Origin of the sequence: Streptomyces armeniacus (assembly GCF_003355155.1) — a bacterium.
GTDB lineage: Bacteria > Actinomycetota > Actinomycetes > Streptomycetales > Streptomycetaceae > Streptomyces > Streptomyces armeniacus.
Genome location: NZ_CP031320.1, coordinates 5,315,727 through 5,333,322, shown reverse-complemented (window position 1 = coordinate 5,333,322; position 17,596 = coordinate 5,315,727). Strand labels below are relative to the sequence as shown.

At 73.3% G+C, this 17,596-nt stretch carries 13 protein-coding genes; 3 read left to right on the top strand and 10 right to left on the bottom strand.

All coding sequences use genetic code 11. The annotated features are described in order from the left end of the window. Positions 1–16: 16 nt before the first annotated feature. Both DVA86_RS23290 and DVA86_RS23285 read right to left on the bottom strand, forming a co-directional pair. Positions 17–1,063 (bottom strand): glutamate ABC transporter substrate-binding protein, encoded by a 1,047-nt coding sequence (locus DVA86_RS23290; RefSeq protein ID WP_208881132.1) that lies wholly within the window; start codon positions 1,061–1,063, stop codon positions 17–19. Positions 1,064–1,103: 40 nt separating this feature from the next. Then, positions 1,104–2,513 carry a hypothetical protein gene (locus tag DVA86_RS23285; RefSeq protein WP_245997026.1) on the bottom strand — a complete coding sequence of 470 codons (1,410 nt, stop codon included), beginning with the start codon at positions 2,511–2,513 and terminating at the stop codon, positions 1,104–1,106. A 323-nt stretch (positions 2,514–2,836) separates the two neighbouring features. Here DVA86_RS23285 and DVA86_RS23280 point away from each other — a divergent pair, with 323 nt between their 5' ends. Together DVA86_RS23280 and DVA86_RS23275 are read left to right on the top strand one after the other, a co-directional pair. After that, positions 2,837–3,445 carry a PH domain-containing protein gene (locus tag DVA86_RS23280; protein WP_208881130.1) on the top strand — a complete coding sequence of 203 codons (609 nt, stop codon included), beginning with the start codon at positions 2,837–2,839 and terminating at the stop codon, positions 3,443–3,445. 135 nt (positions 3,446–3,580) lie between these two features. Beyond that, entirely contained in the window at positions 3,581–4,819 is a 1,239-nt protein-coding gene (locus DVA86_RS23275; RefSeq protein WP_208881128.1) for a serine hydrolase domain-containing protein, read from the top strand. 50 nt (positions 4,820–4,869) lie between these two features. Here the strand turns inward: DVA86_RS23275 and DVA86_RS23270 are convergent, their stop codons facing one another. From DVA86_RS23270 to DVA86_RS23240, 7 genes are all read right to left on the bottom strand, one after another. Then, positions 4,870–5,916 (bottom strand): N-acetylglucosamine kinase, encoded by a 1,047-nt coding sequence (locus DVA86_RS23270; RefSeq protein ID WP_208881126.1) that lies wholly within the window; start codon positions 5,914–5,916, stop codon positions 4,870–4,872. Then, entirely contained in the window at positions 5,907–7,202 is a 1,296-nt protein-coding gene (locus DVA86_RS23265) for a 6-phospho-beta-glucosidase (RefSeq protein WP_208881123.1), read from the bottom strand. Before DVA86_RS23265 ends, DVA86_RS23270 begins: the two co-directional genes overlap by 10 nt. 3 nt (positions 7,203–7,205) lie before the next feature. Next, the gene (locus DVA86_RS23260; protein ID WP_425470995.1) at positions 7,206–8,087 is read right to left on the bottom strand and encodes a carbohydrate ABC transporter permease; all 882 of its coding nucleotides are present in this window, start codon (positions 8,085–8,087) and stop codon (positions 7,206–7,208) included. Positions 8,088–8,117: 30 nt separating this feature from the next. Then, entirely contained in the window at positions 8,118–9,065 is a 948-nt protein-coding gene (locus tag DVA86_RS23255) for a carbohydrate ABC transporter permease (protein ID WP_208881121.1), read from the bottom strand. 43 nt (positions 9,066–9,108) lie between these two features. Beyond that, positions 9,109–10,503, bottom strand: coding sequence for an ABC transporter substrate-binding protein (locus DVA86_RS23250; protein ID WP_208881119.1), 1,395 nt, complete (start codon positions 10,501–10,503; stop codon positions 9,109–9,111). Positions 10,504–10,572: 69 nt separating this feature from the next. Next, entirely contained in the window at positions 10,573–11,844 is a 1,272-nt protein-coding gene (locus DVA86_RS23245) for an ROK family transcriptional regulator (RefSeq protein ID WP_245997023.1), read from the bottom strand. Positions 11,845–12,028: 184 nt separating this feature from the next. Continuing rightward, on the bottom strand, positions 12,029–13,030 hold the full coding sequence (locus DVA86_RS23240; RefSeq protein ID WP_208881117.1) for a mechanosensitive ion channel family protein: 1,002 nt from the start codon (positions 13,028–13,030) through the stop codon (positions 12,029–12,031). A gap of 394 nt (positions 13,031–13,424) precedes the next feature. On the opposite strand from DVA86_RS23240, the gene DVA86_RS23235 reads away from it, so the two are divergent. After that, positions 13,425–13,964 (top strand): HNH endonuclease, encoded by a 540-nt coding sequence (locus DVA86_RS23235; RefSeq protein WP_208881115.1) that lies wholly within the window; start codon positions 13,425–13,427, stop codon positions 13,962–13,964. A gap of 70 nt (positions 13,965–14,034) precedes the next feature. Here the strand turns inward: DVA86_RS23235 and DVA86_RS23230 are convergent, their stop codons facing one another. Further along, a complete protein-coding gene (locus DVA86_RS23230; RefSeq protein ID WP_208885047.1) occupies positions 14,035–17,238 on the bottom strand; it encodes a glycoside hydrolase family 84 protein in 3,204 nt (1,067 codons plus the stop codon). Positions 17,239–17,596 lie beyond the last annotated feature (358 nt).

Sequence of the window (17,596 nt, the reverse complement as noted above, 5' to 3'; positions counted from 1 at the left end):
CGCGTCGGTCGTCCGCTCAGTCGTCCTTGTACGCCGGCTTCGGCGGTGCGGGCGCGCCGTCCTCGCCGTCCGCCATCATGTCCGCGAGCCATTCCTCGTACGCGGCCGACCACTTGCTGTCCTTGCCGTCCTTGCCGCCCTTGCGGTAGTCGTCGAGCACGTGGTTGACCCGCCGGACGAGGTCCTCGTCGTCGCGGTTCATCGCGACACCGTACGGCTCGATCGTCGCGGGCTCGCCGACCATCTTCACCGACGGGTCCTGCGCGGCCTGTCCGGCGCCCAGCGCGTTGTCGGTCAGCACCGCGTCGGCCTCGCCGAGCTGCAGGCGTACGAGGCAGTCCAGCTGGTTGGCGACCTTGACCTGCCTGGCGCCCAGGGCCTGGTACTCCTTCCGCTCCAGCAGCTTCTCGGCGGTGGAGCCCGTCGCGTTGCAGATCCGCTTGCCGCGGACCGACTCGTCGAGCCCGTCGATCTCGCTGTTCTCCGGCACGAGCAGCTGCTGGCCGCTCTCGAAGTACGCGGTGGAGAAGGCGACTTCCTTGATGCGGTCGCAGTTCACCGTCATCGTACGGACCACCATGTCGACGTCGCCGTCCTGGATCGCCGGGATGCGCTGGTCGGTGGGTATCGTCTTGTACGTGATCTTCGGGTCCTCGCCGAGCAGGTCCTCCGCGACGGCCTTCACCAGGTCGATGTCGAAGCCCTCGATGTCGCCGGACGCGGGGTCGCGGTAGCCCCACAGGAAGCTGTTCTGGTCGACGCCTACGACGAGCTGGCCCGCGTCCTGGATGCGCTTGACGGCGTCGCCCGCCTTGTCGGACGACTTGAGGCTGGCGGCCGGGTCACTGCCGTCCTCGCAGACCTCCCGCTCGGGCGCCGGCGGCTCGGGCGCCTTCTTGGCCGCGGGCGCCTCGGCGGTGCGCGGCTTGTCCGGCGCGGCGGGGCGCTCGTGCGCGGCGCGCGTGCCCGCCGTACGGTCCTCCGCGCCGCCGCCTCCGCCGCCCGGGAGCGCCGGGGCCAGCGCCGCGGAGAGCACCGCGACGCCGGTCATCACGAAGGTCATGCGGCGGTCCATCCGCATCAGCCACATCGCCGTTCCCCCCTCACCGGTATTCCGAGAGCCTGCGGCCGATGCCGAGCACCGCCGCGGCGGCGCCCAGTACGGCGAGGACGGCGGCGCCGGCGGCGAGCCTGCCGAGCGCGCCGCGGCCGTCGTCCGCGGCCTGCTCGAACTCCGCCTGCTCGTGCGCGCTGGCCTTGCGGAGGCCGGTGTCGACCTTCTTGAACGCCTGCTCGGCGCTGTCCTCCGGCTCGATCACCAGGTCCACCGCCTTCTCGTAGTCGCCTTCGTCCTCCTTGCCGCGGGCCTCCTTGTGCCGCTCCCGCCAGGTCTCGACCGCGTCGGCGGCGTCCCGCACCGGGGCGCGTCCGGCGTCGTCGTCGGCCAGCGAGAGGGCGGCTGCCAGCCGTCCACCGCGATCACCCTGCCCGCCGGCGACCTCATCCATCCGCTTGCCGTAGTTCTCGTCGTACTCGCTGCCCGCGCCGCGTGCCACGAGCCACATGTTCTCCTCGCCGCGCGCCTGCAGCGAACCGATCCACGCCTCGTTCAGCACGTGCAGCGAACGGGCGCCGTGCTCGTCGGACTCGCCGAGCCCGGAACGGGCCAGCGCGTGCCCGCCCGCCAGCCACCCCAGCGTGATCACGGTCGCCAGAGTGGCGCCGACGAGGCCGGGGTTGAGCACCCGGTTCGTACGGTGGTAGTGCCGCCGCTGGGCCCAGCCGAGCGCCGCGAGGGTGACCACGCCGAGTGCGAGGGCGAACGCGGGCCAGGCCTTCGCGCCGTGGTAGTCGTCGTTCAGCCGCGCGGTCTCGGTCTCGTACAACTCGCGGGCGGCGGGCAGCAGTTCGGCGTGCATACGGTCGTTGGCGTAGCGCAGGTACGCGCCGCCCAGCGGGAGGCCCTGCCGGTTGTTGGCGCGGGCGGACTCCACCAGGCCGGTGTAGCGGGGGAGTTCGCGGTTGAGGGTGGCGATGTGGCGCTGCGCGGACGCGGAGCCCTGCGAGTTGGCGGCGGCCTTGGCCAGCAGGCCGGAGGCGGTGCGGATGTCCCGCTCGTACCGCTCGCGTACGGAGCGCGGCTCGTCGCCGCCCGCCAGGAACCCGCTGGCGGCCGTGGTGTTGGCGTCCGCCAGTGAGCGGTAGACGCTCGCCGCGTCGGCGCTCAGCGGCTGGCTGTGGTCCACGACGGCGTCGGCGGCGGTGGTGCGCTCGTTCACCTGCCAGGCCGTCACCGCCCCGAACGCGACGATCAGCGCGGCGAGAACGGCCCCGATGATCCGCAGCCGGCCCGGCTCCGTGGTGGCGGCGACCCGCAGCCGGTGCACGCCCTCGGACCACGCGGTCGCACGGGCGGCCTCCGGCCCGGACGGCGACCCCGCCGGCGTGGGCGCACCCGGCGGCGCGGACGTGGCCGGCGGTGGCGCGGTGCGCACGTCGGGCGGCTGTGTCACGGCTGGAGACCTCCCCCTTGGTCGCTGGCGGGGACCGGCCCCGCGCAACGCTGTGCCGCGACGGATTCGGGCCCACGGCCAGCAGTATGGCGGCACTGACTGGTCGCCACACCGTCAATGCCGGGATCTTGTTCGGATCGCGATCTGTGCGGGCACGCCAGCCGGTCCGCCTCTTGCCTCTCATCACGCTCCGGGCGCCCGTCCGGTTCCCGTCCAGGCCGAACAGCCCTGCGTACGGCGGACACCACGGGCATTTGGCACGTGTGTGTGGCATTCCCCGCGACAGGGGAACACCCCGGGTCGACAGGCCCTAGGATCCCCGCATGCCGATCACACGCGGTCCGCGGCTCCCGTACGGCTACGGCCTGCGGCTCCTCCCTGGCTATGGCCTGCGGCCGCCGGACGGGCACGCCCCCGGTCCGGTCCTCGCGCGGGCGGGCCTGACGGCCTCCAAGGCGGCGCTCCTGCTGGCGGGTTGCGGCGTGCTGGGGGCCGCCCTGCTGGCCGTACGGCTGTCGGGGCTGAGCCTGCCGGACATGTCCCCGCTGGTGCCGACGGCGGTGCTGGCCGTACCGCTCGCGTGGTTCGCGTGCGGGCACCGGCGGGCGGGCCGCGCCGAAGTCGCCGCCGCCGCGCAGCCGGACGCCCTCGCCGTGGACACGCACGGCGTGGCTCTCCGCTGCCACGGGCGCGGCCCCGTCCGGTACGCCTGGAGCCAGGTGCGCCGCCTGGACGCGGGCGCCGGGCGCAACGCCGGCTGGCTGCGCCTGTGGCTGGTCGACGGCGTGCCCGCGCCGCGGTCGGTGCCCGCCCCGCGCCGTACGAGCGAAGGCGCCCTGCTGGTGCTGGAGTTCGGCGACGGCGCGGACCGGGAGACCGTGGCGGAGGCCGTACGGGAGTACGCGCCGCCGGGCGTGCGGGTGCGGCTCTAGGCCGTGCCGTCCGGGTCAGGGGCGGGTCCGGGCCGGGCCCGCCGGGGCGGTCCCCGGGGCGGGTCCGGGTCACCCTGAGCGATACCCGGGACGTCCCCGATACCCGGCGCGGACCGCGCCCGGTTCGCTCGTCACATGACGAGACTCCTGCCCGCGCGCCGCGCCGCCGTCGTGCTCACCGCCGTCGGCGCGCTCGCCGCCACCGCCCTGCCCGCCCTCGCCGGTCCGCCCGACGCGCGCCAGGCGCCCGGGACTTCCGAAGCCCCCGACCGGCCGCGGCGGCCGCACGCCGCGACGCAGGCCGCGCTGGACGCGATCGTCGCCGACGGCACCCCCGGCGTCATCGCCCAGGCGCGGGACCACCGCGGGAGCTGGCACGGCCGCGCCGGCTCCCGCGACCTGGCGGGCGGTCATCCGCGGGGCACGGACGAGAAGTTCCGCGTCGCGAGCATCACGAAGCCGTTCACCGCGACGGTGCTGCTCATGCTCGAGGCCCGCGGGGAGCTCTCGCTCGACGACAGCGTGGAGGAGTGGCTGCCCGGGATCGTACGGGGCGAGGGCTACCACCCGGAGGACATCACCGTCCGGCATCTGCTCAACCACACGAGCGGGATCTTCGACTACAACATGGACGAGGGCTTCCGCGCGTTGTATGCGGGTGCCGAGTTCGACCGGAACCGCTACCGCGAGTGGCGGCCGCGGGAGCTGGTGGACATCGCGCTCGCGCACCCGGCGAACTTCCAGCCGCGGGAGGGCAGCAGACCCGGCGAGCCCGGCAGGTGGGACTACTCCGACACCAACTACGTACTCGCCGGAATGGTCGTCGAGCGGGTCACCGGCGGCACGTACCGGGAGGCCGTCGAACGCCTCCTCATCAGGCCGCTGGGGCTGCGCGGCACCTCCGTGCCCGGCACCTCACCACGGGTGCCGCGCCCGCACGCGACGCACTGGTCCACGCTCTTCGAGGACGGCCCGGACGCGAAGGTGTACGACGTCACCGAGTTCAGCCCCACGGTGGCCTTCTCGGCCGGGCAGTTGATCTCGACCGTCGACGACGTGAACACCTTCCTGTCCGCGCTGCTGGGCGGCGAACTGCTGCCGCCCGCCCAGCAGCGGGCGCTGCTCGCCGCCGTCGACGTCGACGGGGACAAGGGGCACGGCGGCCCCGAGGACACGTACGGGCTCGGCATCCGGCACTTCAAGCTCGGGGACGGCTGCCGGGTCTGGGGCCACGGCGGCATGATCCCCGGATCCGCGAGCCGTACGACCGGCACGCGGGACGGCCGGCACGTGCTGACCGTGAACCGCAACGGCGACTGGGGCGACCAGGAACTGGAGGACGCGGCGGTCGAGGCCGAGTTCTGCGCGCGCTGAGGCGGGGGCGGGCGCCGGGGCCGTCCCGCGCGCTCACCCGTCCCGCGCGCTCACCCGTAGTGCCCGCGCAGCCGGGCGTACGCCTCCGGGCGCGCCGACAGCCGGTCCAGGCCCAGCAGGGCCGCGCCCAGCACCGGGGGTGCCGTCACCAGCAGGGGCGCCGTCTTGGGGGCGCGGGCGGCGAGTTGCTCGGTGAGCCGGTCCTGGAGCATCGGATGGCGGGCGGCGAGCACGCTGCCGCCGAGCAGCACGGGCGTCTTCTGGCCGAGCAGGTCCAGCCGGTTCAGCGTGACCGTCACCAGGGACACGATCTCGTCGGCCTGACGGTGCACCAGCGCACGCGCCACCGGGTCGCCGACCGCCGCGACCTCGAAGACGACGGGGGCCAGTTCGTGCCGCCGTACGGCGGGCAGCTCGCCCAGGTGCAGCGCCTCGATGAGCGCGTACATCGACGGCAGCCCGAAGTGCCCCGGGACGGCGCGCGCCAGCTCCGTGTGCTCGCCCCGGCCGTCCTCCGCGCGCGCGGCGTGCCACACCGCCTCGTCCGCGAGGCCCCCGCCGCCTCCCCAGTCGCCGGAGAGCCGGCCGAGGGACAGGAAGCGGTGGGTGTTCCCGGCGGCGTCGCGGCCCACGCAGTTGATGCCCGCGCCGCAGACGACGGCGACGCCGTGCCGTACCGACCCGTCGTCGGGGAGGCCCGCGCGCAGGATCGCGAACGTGTCGTTGGCGACGTGCGTGGCGCGGCCCCAGCCGTACGCGCCGACGGCGGCGGCCAGTTCGCGCTCCTCGCGCGGCAGGTCGGCGTTGGCGAGGCACGCGGACACGTTCGCGAACACCGCCTGGCCGGTGCTGCTGGAACCGCCGGCGCCGCCAGAGCCGCCGCCGGGGCCGAACCGGGCGCTGTCCGCCCCGGCGGCGACCGCCGCGCGCGCGACGGCCGACGCGAGACCGTCGACGGCGGCGGCCACGCCGGTGGCGGCCGGCTGGAAGCCGCCGCCGCGCGCCGTGCCGAGGACGGCGCCGTCGGCGGCGACGACGGCCGCGTCCGTCTTGCTGTTGCCCGCGTCGATGGCGAGGCAGGCGTCGGTCAGAGCCACGCGAGGTGCTCCCGGTTGTGTGCGAGGAGGCGGTCGGTCAGGTCTTCGGCCTGCGTGAACTGGCCGATCAGCGGGTGCGCGAGAAGCGCCTTGAACACCCGCTCGCGGCCGCCGTGCAGCGCCGCCTCAAGCGCCAGCGCCTCGTAGCCGGTGACGTTCGCGATCAGGCCCGCGTACAGCGGGTCGACGGCGGGCGCGGGCAGCGGGCGGGCGCCGTCGGGGCCGACGCGCGCGGGGACCTCGATGACGGCGTCGTCGGGCAGGAACGGGAGGGTGCCGCGGTTGTACGTGTTCACCACCTGCACGGACCCCGGCGCCGGGCCCGTGCCGGCCGCCGCCCCCGCCGGGCCGCCGAGCAGCGCGGCGGCCAGCGCGACCGCCGCCTCCGAGTAGAACGCCCCGCCGCGCTTCGCGAGCAGCTCCGGCTTCTCGTCCAGCGCGGGGTCCTCGTACATCTTCAGCAGCCGCTCCTCCATCGCCGCCACCTCGCTCGCGCGCGACGGCTTGGTCCGCAGCTCGTCCACGACCTCGTCGTGCGCGTAGAAGTACCGCAGGTAGTACGAGGGGACGACGCCGAGCCGGGCCAGGACCGGGGCCGGCAGCCGCAGGTCCTCGGCGATGCGCGGGCCGTGCTCGGCGAGCAGCCGCGGCAGCACGTCCTCGCCGTCCGGGCCGCCCAGCCGTACGGCGAGCTCCCAGGTGAGGTGGTTCAGGCCGTAGTGGTCGAGGTGCACGCCCTCCGGCGGGACGTCCAGCAGCGCCGCGAACTTGCGCTGCAGGTGGATCGCGACGTTGCACAGCCCGACCGCCCGGTGGCCCGCCTCCAGCAGGGCGCGGGTGACGATGCCGACGGGGTTGGTGAAGTCGATGATCCAGGCGTCCGGGGCCCGGCGGCGCACGCGTTCGGCGATGTCGAGCACCACCGGCACCGTGCGCAGCGCCTTGGCGAGGCCGCCCGCGCCCGTCGTCTCCTGGCCGACGCAGCCGCACTCCAGCGGCCAGGACTCGTCCTGCGCGCGGGCCGCCTGGCCGCCGACGCGCAGCTGCAGCAGCACGGCGTCGGCGCCGTCGACGCCCGCGTCGAGGTCGGAGGTCGTGGTGATGTGCCCCGGGTGGCCCTGCCGGGCGAAGATGCGGCGGGCCAGGCCGCCCACCACCGCCAGGCGTTCGGCGGCCGGGTCGACGAGGACCAGCTCGGTGAGCGGAAGGGTGTCGCGCAACCTGGCGAAACCGTCGATGAGTTCGGGTGTGTAGGTCGAACCGCCGCCGACAACAGCTAGTTTCATGCTTTAGCCCTTTACTCCCGTCAGGGTGACGCCTTCGATGAAGGCTCTCTGTGCGAAGAAGAAGACGACGATCACCGGCGCCATGATCAGAACGGTGGCCGCCATCGTGAGGTTCCAGTCGGTCTGGTGGGCTCCCTTGAAGGACTCGAGGCCGTAGCTGAGCGTCCAGGCACCGGGGTTCTCGGACGCGTAGATCTGCGGGCCGAAGTAGTCGTTCCAGCAGTAGAAGAAGTGGAACAGCGCGACGGCGGCCAGGGCGGGTTTCGCCATGGGCAGCACGATGCGCAGCATCGCCCGGAATTCGCCGCAGCCGTCGATACGGGCCGCCTCCGTGTACTCCTTGGGGATCGTCAGCAGGAACTGCCGGAGCAGGAAGATGGTGAACGGGTTCCCGAACGCCATCGGGACGATCAGCGGCCACAGCGTGCCGGACAGGTCGAGCTGCTTCGCCCAGAACAGGTACATGGGCACGATGACGACCTGCGGGGGCAGCATCATCATCGCGATGACCGCCATCATCATGATGTTGCGGCCGCGGAAGCGGAACTTGGCGAGGGCGTAGGCGACGGGAATGCTGGAGCCGACGGCGAGCACCGTGCCGAGGCCCGCGTAGAGCAGCGTGTTGCGCCACCAGGTGAGAAATCCGGGGGTCTCCCAGACGGTGCGGAAGTTGCCCCATTCCCAGGTGTCGGGCCACAGGTCGCGGGTGAGCGCCTGGTTGTCGTTCATCACGGCGGTGAGCAGCACGAAGACGAACGGCAGGACGAAGAACAGCGCCGCCGCCACGGCCAGCGCGTGGACGCCGATCCACTCCAGCGCCGCGCCGCGGCGCATACGGGCCGGAGGGCGCGTACGGGCCGGGGCGCGCGTACGGGCCGGGGCCATACGGGTCGGGGTCGGTACGGGCATCGTTCCTCAGTCCTCCGCCGACAGGAAGCCGCTGCCGCGGCGCATGAGCAGGGCCGTGAAGGCCATGGCGAGCGCGAACAGGACGAGCGACACGACGCACGCCGAGCCCGTGTCGAACCGCTGGAATCCGAGGTTGTAGACGATCTGCGGGACGGTGAGCGTGGATTCGTCGGGATAGCCGGGCTCGAATTGCTGACCGGAACCTCCGATGACGCCCGAGGCGACTTTCCCGGCGACCAGCGGCTGCGTGTAGTACTGCATGGTCTCGATCACGCCGGTGATGACGGCGAAGAGCACGATCGGGGCGATGTTCGGGAGCGTGACCCAGCGGAACCGGGCGAACGCGCCGGCGCCGTCGAGTTCGGCCGCCTCGTACTGGTCCTTCGGCACGTCCAGCAGCGCCGCCATGAAGATGACCATGAGGTCACCGATGCCCCAGAGCGCGAGCAGGGTCAGCGCCGGTTTCGACCAGTCGGCGTCCTTGAACCAGCCCGGCTGCGGCAGTCCGAAGAAGTCCAGCACGGTGTTCGCCGGTCCCGTGCCGGGATTCAGCAGGAAGACGAACGACATGGTCGCGGCCACGGGCGGGGCCAGATAGGGCAGATAGAAGAAGGTGCGGAACAGCCCGGGGCCGGTCTTTATCTTCGTGATGAGCAGCCCGATGCCGAGCCCGAATGCGACCCGCAGCGTGACCATCACCGCGACCAGCCACAGCGTGTTCCCCAGCGCGGGCCAGAAGAACGGGTAGTCCCGGAAGACGTACGACCAGTTTTCCAGCCCGTTCCAGGTCGGCGCGGTGAAGCCGTCGTACTTCATGAACGAGAAGTAGACGGTGGCCAGCAGCGGATAGGCGAAGAAGACGCTGAAGCCTATGAGCCAGGGCGAGAGGAAGCCCGCCGTACGCAGCAGGGAGCGGCGGCGCCTCGCTCTCAGCCCGGGGTGCATCGTGGTCATCGCTGTCCTGTCCTCGGTCCCTGTCCTCGGTGCTCCTCCTCCGTCATTCCGCCTGTGCGATGTCCTTGTCGATCTGGCGGTCGGCCTTTTCCAGCCCGGCGTCCAGATTCTTCTCGCGCCCGGACTCGTAGTCGTAGCCGAGGTCCTGGAGCGTCAGCAGGAATGCGGCGCCGTTGACGCTTCCCGGCGCGTGCCGGCTCTCCGGGTGCCGGGCGATCTTCACGAACGTGCGGTAGTCCGGGTCCTTGTTCAGCCGGGGCGACTTCATGGCGGCGAGCGTGGACGGCACGTTGTGAATGGCGTTGGCGAAATCGACCACCGCGCCGGTGTCCGTGGTGAGGAACCGTACGAGTTCCCAGGCGGCGTTCTGCTTCGGGCTGGACTGGGCGATGCCGATGACAGTCCCGGACAGGTAGCCCTTGCCGTACGACTCGGTCTCGCCGTCCGGCACCGGCAGCGGAGCGGTGCCGATCTCGAAGTCCACACCGGCGTCCCGCGCCATTTTGCCGCGCCATTCGCCGTCCAGCTGCATGGCCACCTGGCCGGTGTGGAACGGGTGCTTCGCGCCCCATTCGTCGCCGAACGACGAGCGGTAGCGCTCCAGTTTGCTGAACCCGCCCAGCTTTTCCACCAGGCCGCGCTGCCACTGGAACAGCTTCTTCATTCCCGGGTCGGAGGCGTTCGCGGCCTTGCCGTCCTCGCCGAACCAGTCCACGCCGAACTGCGCGCCGTAGTGCTCGACCGTGGTCTCGTATCCGTGGTAGTTCGGCATGAAGCCGAGCTGGGAGTACGAGTCGCCCTTGTGGCGGGTGAGTTTCTCCGCCGCCTTGTCGAACTCCGAGAACGTCCGGGGCGGTTCGGTGATCCCGGCCTTCTCGAACGCGTCCTTGTTGTAGTAGAGACCGTACGCGTCACCGAGCAGCGGCAGCGTGCAGCGCACCCCTTCGTACTGTGTGTATTCGAGCATCGGCTTCGGGAAGGTCTTCGCCGGGTCGATGCCCGACTTCGCGAGGAACGGCTTCAGGTCCGCGAGCGCGCGGGCGGAGCAGAAGCGGCCGACGTTGTCGGTGGCGAAGGACGACACCACGTCGGGCGCCTTGTCGCCGCCCGCGCGCAGCGCCTGGTTGAGCTTGTCGTCGCTGACGTTCTTGACGACCTTGACGGTGATGTTGGGGTGTTTCTTCTCGAACGCGTCGATGTTCGCGTCGATCGCCTCGACCTCGGACGGCGCGCTCCAGCCGTGCCAGAAGGTGAGCGTGGTCTCGGCGTTGGGATCGTCCTCGGCGGTGCCGCCGCCCGAGCCCGTACAGGCCCCCGCGAGCAGGCAGACGGCCGCGGCGGCGGCCAGCGCGGCGGACGTACGGGTGTGCGTACGGGTGCGGGTACGGGCTTGCGTACGGGCCGGTGTGCTGCGGACCGCTCTCCGGTTTCCGGGCATGGCGGGGCCTCCCTTTGGCGGTGCAGGTGCGAAGGGGTCGGGTGTGGCGGGGTGACGGGGTGGTCCGGGTCAGCGCGAGGTGTCGAACACCTCGTCCCGGGTCGCGGCCAGCGCGCTCTCCAGCGCCCCGCTCAGGACGGGGTGTTCGGTGACGGTGCCCAGCACCAGCCGCGGCCGGGGCACGGCCAGTTCGGACAGTTCGGCGCGGACCAGCTCGCGCAGCCGCTCGCCGCCGGCGTTCAGCACGCCGCCGGACAGCACGATGAGCTCCGGGTCGAGCATGGCCACGAGCGAGGCGAGTCCGGTCGCGAGCCCGGTGGCGAAGCGCTGCAGCAGCTCGGCGTACGCCTCGCTGTCCGCCGCGGCTTCCTCGGCCGACGAAGGGGCGGCCGCGGGCTCCCGGCCCGCGCCTTCCGGGTCCGTCGCGGCGAGCGCCCGCCGCAGCAGCTCGGCGGCGGCCTCGTGCATGGGCGCCGAGTGGTCGTACGGGAGGCCGAGTTCGCGGGCCAGCCGCAGTGCGGCGTTGGCCCCGGCCAGCTCCTGGTAGCCGCCGCTTCCGGTGCGCGCGGCGTTCCGTACGAGCGCGGTGCCCGGCACCGGCAGGAAGCCGACCTCGCCGGCGCCGCCGGTCCAGCCGCGGTGCAGCTTGCCGCCGATGACGAGGGCGGCGCCCATGCCCTCCTCGTTCCACAGCAGCAGGAAGTCGTCGCTGTCGCCGGCCGCGCCGAGCCGCTGCTCGGCGACGGCGGCGAGGTTCACGTCGTTGTCGTACGCGAGCGGCATCGGCAGCGCGGCGGCCAGCTCGTCCAGCAGCGTGGGGGAGTGCCAGCCGGGCAGGTGCGAGGCGTAGCGCAGCCGCCCGGTGCTGGGGTCGAACGCGCCGGGCGTGCCGATGACGATGCGGTGCAGGTCGCCGCGGAGCACGCCGGCGGCCTTCGCGGCGCCGTCCACAGCGCGTACGACCAGCTCGGGCGTGCTGCCGGCGGTGCGGCGGCCCGGCGTGGGCACCTCGTACGTGCCGACCGTACGGCCGGTGATGTCCGCGACGGCGGCGCGGATGCCGAGGGTGGTCACGTCCAGCCCGGCCACGTGCGCGGCGCCCGGATTGACCGCGTACAGCTGGGCGTTGGGGCCGGGGCGGCCCTCGCTGGTGCCGGTGCCGACGACGAGCCCGGCGGCCTCGAGGCGGGCCAGCAGCTGCGAGGCGGTCGGCTTGGACAGCCCGGTGAGCTTGCCGATCCGGCTGCGGGACAGCGGCCCGTGCGCGAGCAGCAGGTCCAGCGCGGCGCGGTCGTTCATCGCGCGCAGCACACGCGGGGTTCCTGGGGACGCCTGGGCCATGGGGTGCCTCCACCCGGATCGGCGGGGCCGGTCGCACCGGCACTGTCGCGGTCATCGTCAGGAAGCCACCGCCCGGAGGCTACTGTTAGGAAAGCTTCCTGTTCTGTGCTGAGGACAGTAAGGCCCCGCCCGACCGGCGTCAACGGTCGAACGGGGTCACATCCCGTACGGGTACGGGGCCGGGCTACTTTTCCAGCGACAGCCGCGCCGACTTCTCCAGCGAGAGGCGGCCCGCCTCCAGCGCCAGCGACTCGTCGTCCACCATCTCGATGCCCCGCTGGTCCAGGGCCCGCTTGATCCGCCAGCGCAGCTCGCGCTCCACGCCGAGCGCCCGCTCGGGCATGGTGCGTACGGACACCCGCAGCACCATCGACTCCAGCGTCACGGAGTCCAGGCCGAGGATCTCCACCGGCGTCCAGAGGATCTCGTCCCACGGCTCCGACTTCGCCATGTCCTCGCCCGCCGCCGTGATGGCCGCGCGGACCTCCTCCAGGTCCTCGCGCGCCCGTACCTGCACGTCCAGCGCGGCCGTGGCCCAGCCCTGGCTGAGGTTGCCGACGCGGCGTATCTCGCCGTTGCGCACGTACCAGACCTCGCCGTCGTCCCCGCGCAGCTTGGTGACGCGCAGGTTGATCTCCAGCACCTCGCCGGTCGCCTCGCCCGCGTCGATCCGGTCGCCGACCCCGTACTGGTCCTCCAGCAGCATGAACGTCCCGGTCAGCACGTCAGTGACGAGGTTGCGCGCGCCGAAACCGAGTGCCACGCCCGCGACTCCGGCGCTGGCCAGCAGCGGTGCCAGATTGATGCCGAGCATGGATAGCACGATGAGCGCGGCCGTACCCATGATCACCATGGTGGCGACGCTGCGCAGCACGGACCCTATGGCCTCCGAACGCTGCCTCCGCCGTTCGACGTTGACCAGCAGGCCCCGGCCGCGCAGGGCGTTGCCGCTGGCCTCGGCGGCCGCGTTCCGGTTCATCCGCTTCAGGAACTTGGTGATCGTGCGCCGTACGAGGAAGCGCAGCACCACCGCGACGGACATGACCAGCAGGATGCGGAGTCCGACGGAGAGGAAGGCGGACCAGTTCTCCTCGAACCAGCCGGCCGCGTTGTTGGCCGTCTCCTGGGCGTCTTCCAGGGACGTCTCGCCGTCCGGAGGAGGGGTGGCACCGAGCAACCAGGACACAGCAGAACCTTCCGTGCGGGACACGCCGAGAGCGCCCGCGGACGCGAACACGAGCGCACACTAAGGCCCCACACTAATGGCCCATCCTCTGCACAAACCCCCCGTGCCCCGGTCCGGCCGAATCCTTCCCTCCGCTTGGCGCCCCGCCGTACAACCGCGTACGCCCGTGTCACCGCCGGTCACGGCGTGGCCGCTGCGGAGTGACGGCGACAGGCGTACGGTCCGCCGCCACACCCCACGTGACGAGGCTCATGCGGGGCGAAATGTCCCGGATGGGGGAAAAGATGCCCTCTGCGTTACCCGGTCGTGGTGGCGCAGCCGCCGGGGCTCGGGACACACTGAGGGGAGATCGTCCCGGCGCGAGCCACGCGCCGCCGACGTACAAGGAGGCACCGTGCCGCATGTCCTGGTCCTCAACGCGTCGTACGAGCCGCTCGGTGTCGTACCGCTGCGACGCGCTCTCATACTCGTCCTCAACGACAAGGCAGTCAGCCTCGAGGACTCCGGCGCCCTGATGCACAGCGCCACCCGAGTCATACCCGCCCCCAGCGTGGTCCGGCTCAAGCGCTTCGTGCGGGTGCCCTTTCGGGGCCCCGTGCCGCTCACCCGGCGCGCGCTGTTCGCCAGGGACGGCGGCCGGTGCGCGTACTGCGGCGGTGTGGCGACCAGCGTCGACCACGTCGTCCCGCGCAGCCGAGGCGGCCAGCACACCTGGGAGAACGTCGTGGCGGCCTGCCGCCGCTGCAACCACGTGAAGGCCGACCGGCACGTCGGTGAGATCGGCTGGAGGCTGCGCCATCAACCCGCGCCCCCGTCCGGACTGGCCTGGCGGATCATCGGGACAGGCCATAGGGATCCGCGCTGGTTGCCGTACCTGCAACCCTACGGCGCGGACGACGCCCTCGCCCGGATCGACGGCAGAGTCTCTGCCTGAGAGGCCGGGCTTTTGTGTGCCCCGGTGCTTCAGGGGCCGGTCCCGCGATCCGCGCTGACGCTCCACGGCGTCAGCGCTCGCCGTCCTGTCCCTGCTTCCCCGGCTCCTGCTTCTCCGGCTCCTTCTTCACGTCCTTCTCTTCCCGCTTCTCCTCCCGCACGGCGTAGACCTCCACCGACCAGAGGGAGTAGCCGAACCGGGTCGCCCGCTTGTCCCCCTGCACCCGTACGAAGCGGGTGTCCGCCGGAGCGTCCATCCGTACGGTCTCCCGGCCGCCCGCACCGTCCCGTACGGTCGCGGCCGTACGCCAGCGCCGCCCGTCCGGCGAGACCTGGACGCGGTAGCCCGCCGCGTACGCGTCCTGCCAGTGCAGCCGCACCTCGCCGACCCGCGCCGGGCGCGCCAGCTCCAGCTGCACCCACGCGCCGTCCTCGGCGGGCGAGGACCAACGGGTGTGCGCCTTGCCGTCGTTGACATGCGGCGCCGGGAAGTCCGGCGTCTCGTCGCCCGACGAGGCCGCCTCCGCCGACCGCGCCAGGTCCGGGCCGCCGACGGCCGGGAAGGCCCGTACGGTCAGGGTGCGGCGCTCGTCGCCGAACGAGACCGGCACCTCGTACGTCCCCGGCCGCACCTCCGGGCCCGCCGTCACCCGCAGCGGTACCTCCGCGGTGCCGCCGCGCGGCACGGTCACGCGGGACGGCGCCCGTACGGTGAACCCCTCCGGCGCCTCTGCCTTGAGCCGCCCCCGCACCTCGACGGGGCGCTGCGCGGTCAGCCGTACGGCGACCTCGGCGGGGCCGCCGCCGATGGAGGCGTACGTGTCGTCGCGCGACAGGGCGAGGGAGGCGTCCGGGGTGTCGGCGTACCAGGGCGTGATCTCGTGCACGACCGGCGCGTCCGACCCCGCGCTCCAGCGAAGCCGCAGCGCGTCCGCGCGCAGCCCGTGCGCCGCCGCCTCGGTCGAGCCGCTCTCCGAGAGCCTGCCGATCCGCTGCCAGCCCTCGCCCGGCACGTGCGCCTCGATGTCGGCGCGGGTTGCGCCCCCATCGGCGGCCGGGCCGGTCAGCACGGTGACCGCCGCCAGCGAACGGGCCCGCGGCAGGCCGACGGTCAGGCCGTCCGGCGGCGCCGGGATCTCGCCCCGTCCGCGCGCGGGCAGTTCGGTGACGGGCGGGGCGCCGGCGCGGTACGCGCTGCCCGTATCGCCGTCCACGGCCGCCTCCAGCGGGGAGCCGGGGCGGGCGGTGGGGCCGCCGTGCGGCCGCTCGCTGCCGAACGCGTTCTTCCGTACGCCCGTCCAGTCGTCGCCGGCCTTCAGCGCGCGGTCCACGAACTCCTTGAGCACGCCCTTGCCCACCGTCACGGAGCTCTTGGCCGCCTCGTCGCGCAGCCGCCGTACGTCCAGCTGCGCCGCCCACGCGGCGCCGCCGTCGCCCGCGGCCTGGGCCGCGAGCATGTCGACGGACCGTTCGCCGGCCTCGCCCAGCAGCGCCAACTGCCGCAGCCAGGGCCGCGCTTCGCGGCCGAGCCCGGCGGGGACGCGCTCCGGGGCGTGCCGCATCGTACGGAACGCCGCGCGCAGGTCGTCCGCCGCGGCGGCGCTGCCGAGGGTGCCGTCGCCGTACGCCGTCCAGAAGTCCCGGATCGCGGGCCGCAGATACGCCGACTCGTCGCCGCCGAGGATGGACGACGCGTCGTTCCCGGCGAGCGCGTGGACCGCCGCGCGGGTCCGCCGGTCCGGGCCGGCCAGGTCGTCGACGGCGGCCTTCCAGGACTCGCCCGGCTGGTAGTCGCGCGGGTTCCAGGCGTAGTCGGCGGCCGTGAACAGCGGGATGCGGGACGCCGTGGGCTGCGCCATCGCATTGGCGAGGACGGCCGCGGAACCGGTGGCGACGGCGGGCTGCCGGCCGCGGTAGGGGCCGAGGAAGAGGCGCCCGGGGGCGTAGTCGTTGACCGGGTAGTTGTCCATCGTGACCACGGGGTGGCCGGGGAACGCGCCGCGTACGTCGGCCAGTTCACCGCCGGTGATGGTGCGCGGCACCACGCCGACGCCCGTCCAGGCCACCTCCACGCCGTCGGCCAGGGCGCGGGACAGCGCCTTGCGGTACGCGGTCCTGCCCTCCTGGTAGAACTCCGTCGGCAGCACGGACAGCGGCACCGGCGACCCGGCCCCGCCGTGCCGTGCCTTGAGGTGCGCGGCCACCGCGTTGGTCAGCTCGGCCTGCGCCTCGGCGGCGGCCTCGGGCCCGGTGCCGTACTTCTCGGCGTCGCCGTCACAGTGCCACTCGTCGTAGCTGACGTCGTCGAACTGCAGCTGGAACGCCCGTACGCCCAGCGCGTGCATCGCGTCCAGCTTTCGCAGCAGCGCCTTGCGGTCGCCCGCCGAGGAGAAGCACAGCCCCTGGCCCGGCGAGACCGCCCAGCCGAGCACCACGTGGTTGTGCGCGGCGTGCTGCGCGAGCTCGCGGAAGTCGGCGCGCTGGGCGGCCGGATAGGGGTCGCGCCAGCGGGTGGCCTGGCGGTACGGGTCGGTGCCGGGCGCGTAGAGGTAGCGGTTCTGCTTGGTGCGGCCCAGGAAGTCGAGGTGGTCGAGGCGTTCCTGCTGAGACCAGGGCTGTCCGTAGAAGCCCTCGGTCACGCCGCGTACGGAGGTGGTGGGCCAGTCCCGTATGACGACGCCGGGGACCACCTTGCCCCCGGTGCCGCCCTCGGCGCCCTCGGCGTCCTCTGCGCCCTCGCGTCTGTCGGTGATCAGCTGGCGGAGCGTCTGCGCGGCGTGGAACAGGCCGTCGTCGCCGACGCCCGAGAGCGCCACGGTGGCGCGCCCGCCGGCCCGGCCGGCGGCGAGGCGGTAGCCGCCGGACGGCAGATCGTCGCGTTCGGGGGCGCGCAGCGCGCGCAACGCGCCCTCGGCCGCTTCGGTGCCCACCCGGAACACGGGACCGCCCTCCGGCAGCCGGTCACCGGGCCGCGCCTCGTGCACCGTACGCACCCCCGCGTCGCGCAGCATTCCGCGTACGGCGGCCAGGGCGTACGGGTCGGCGTCCCCGTCCGAGACCAGCGTCGCCTCCGTGCCCAGCGGCACGTCCGCGCCGCGTGCCCGCAGCGCCTGCGGGCGCGGCCACACCGGCGGCACGTCGGTCCGGCCCGCCTTCTCGTCGTCCGGGGTGTCGGACGCGCCGTCCCCGGGCGGCGCCGCCTGCGCCGCGGGCGCGCCGCTGAGGAGGCCGCCGACGAAGGCGGCGACGAGCGCGGTCGCGCCCGCACGGCGCACGTTGCGGCGGGCACGCGCGTGCTTCGGGCCGGCGCGCCGGCCCGTGGGCGCGGCCTCCGGGGCCGTTCCGTCGGCGCTCTGGCTGTGCCCGTCGGCGCTATCGCTGTGCGGGGACTGCACCGCGGCTCCTCTTGCTCGTGTCGCTCGTACCGCTCGAACCGGCCTGCTCGCGTCGCTCCGTACGGCACGGGTCCGCCCCTCCGCAGGGGATCGCGCGTGCGTGCGGAAGGGGCTCGTACGGGGACCGGCGGCAGCCGGCGACTGAGCCCACCACCACGGCGGCTGTCAACGAGAGTGGCCGTATTGCCCGCTGTTGTCCATGCGTTTCAGTGGGCATCCGTGTACGGACTGTTGTGGT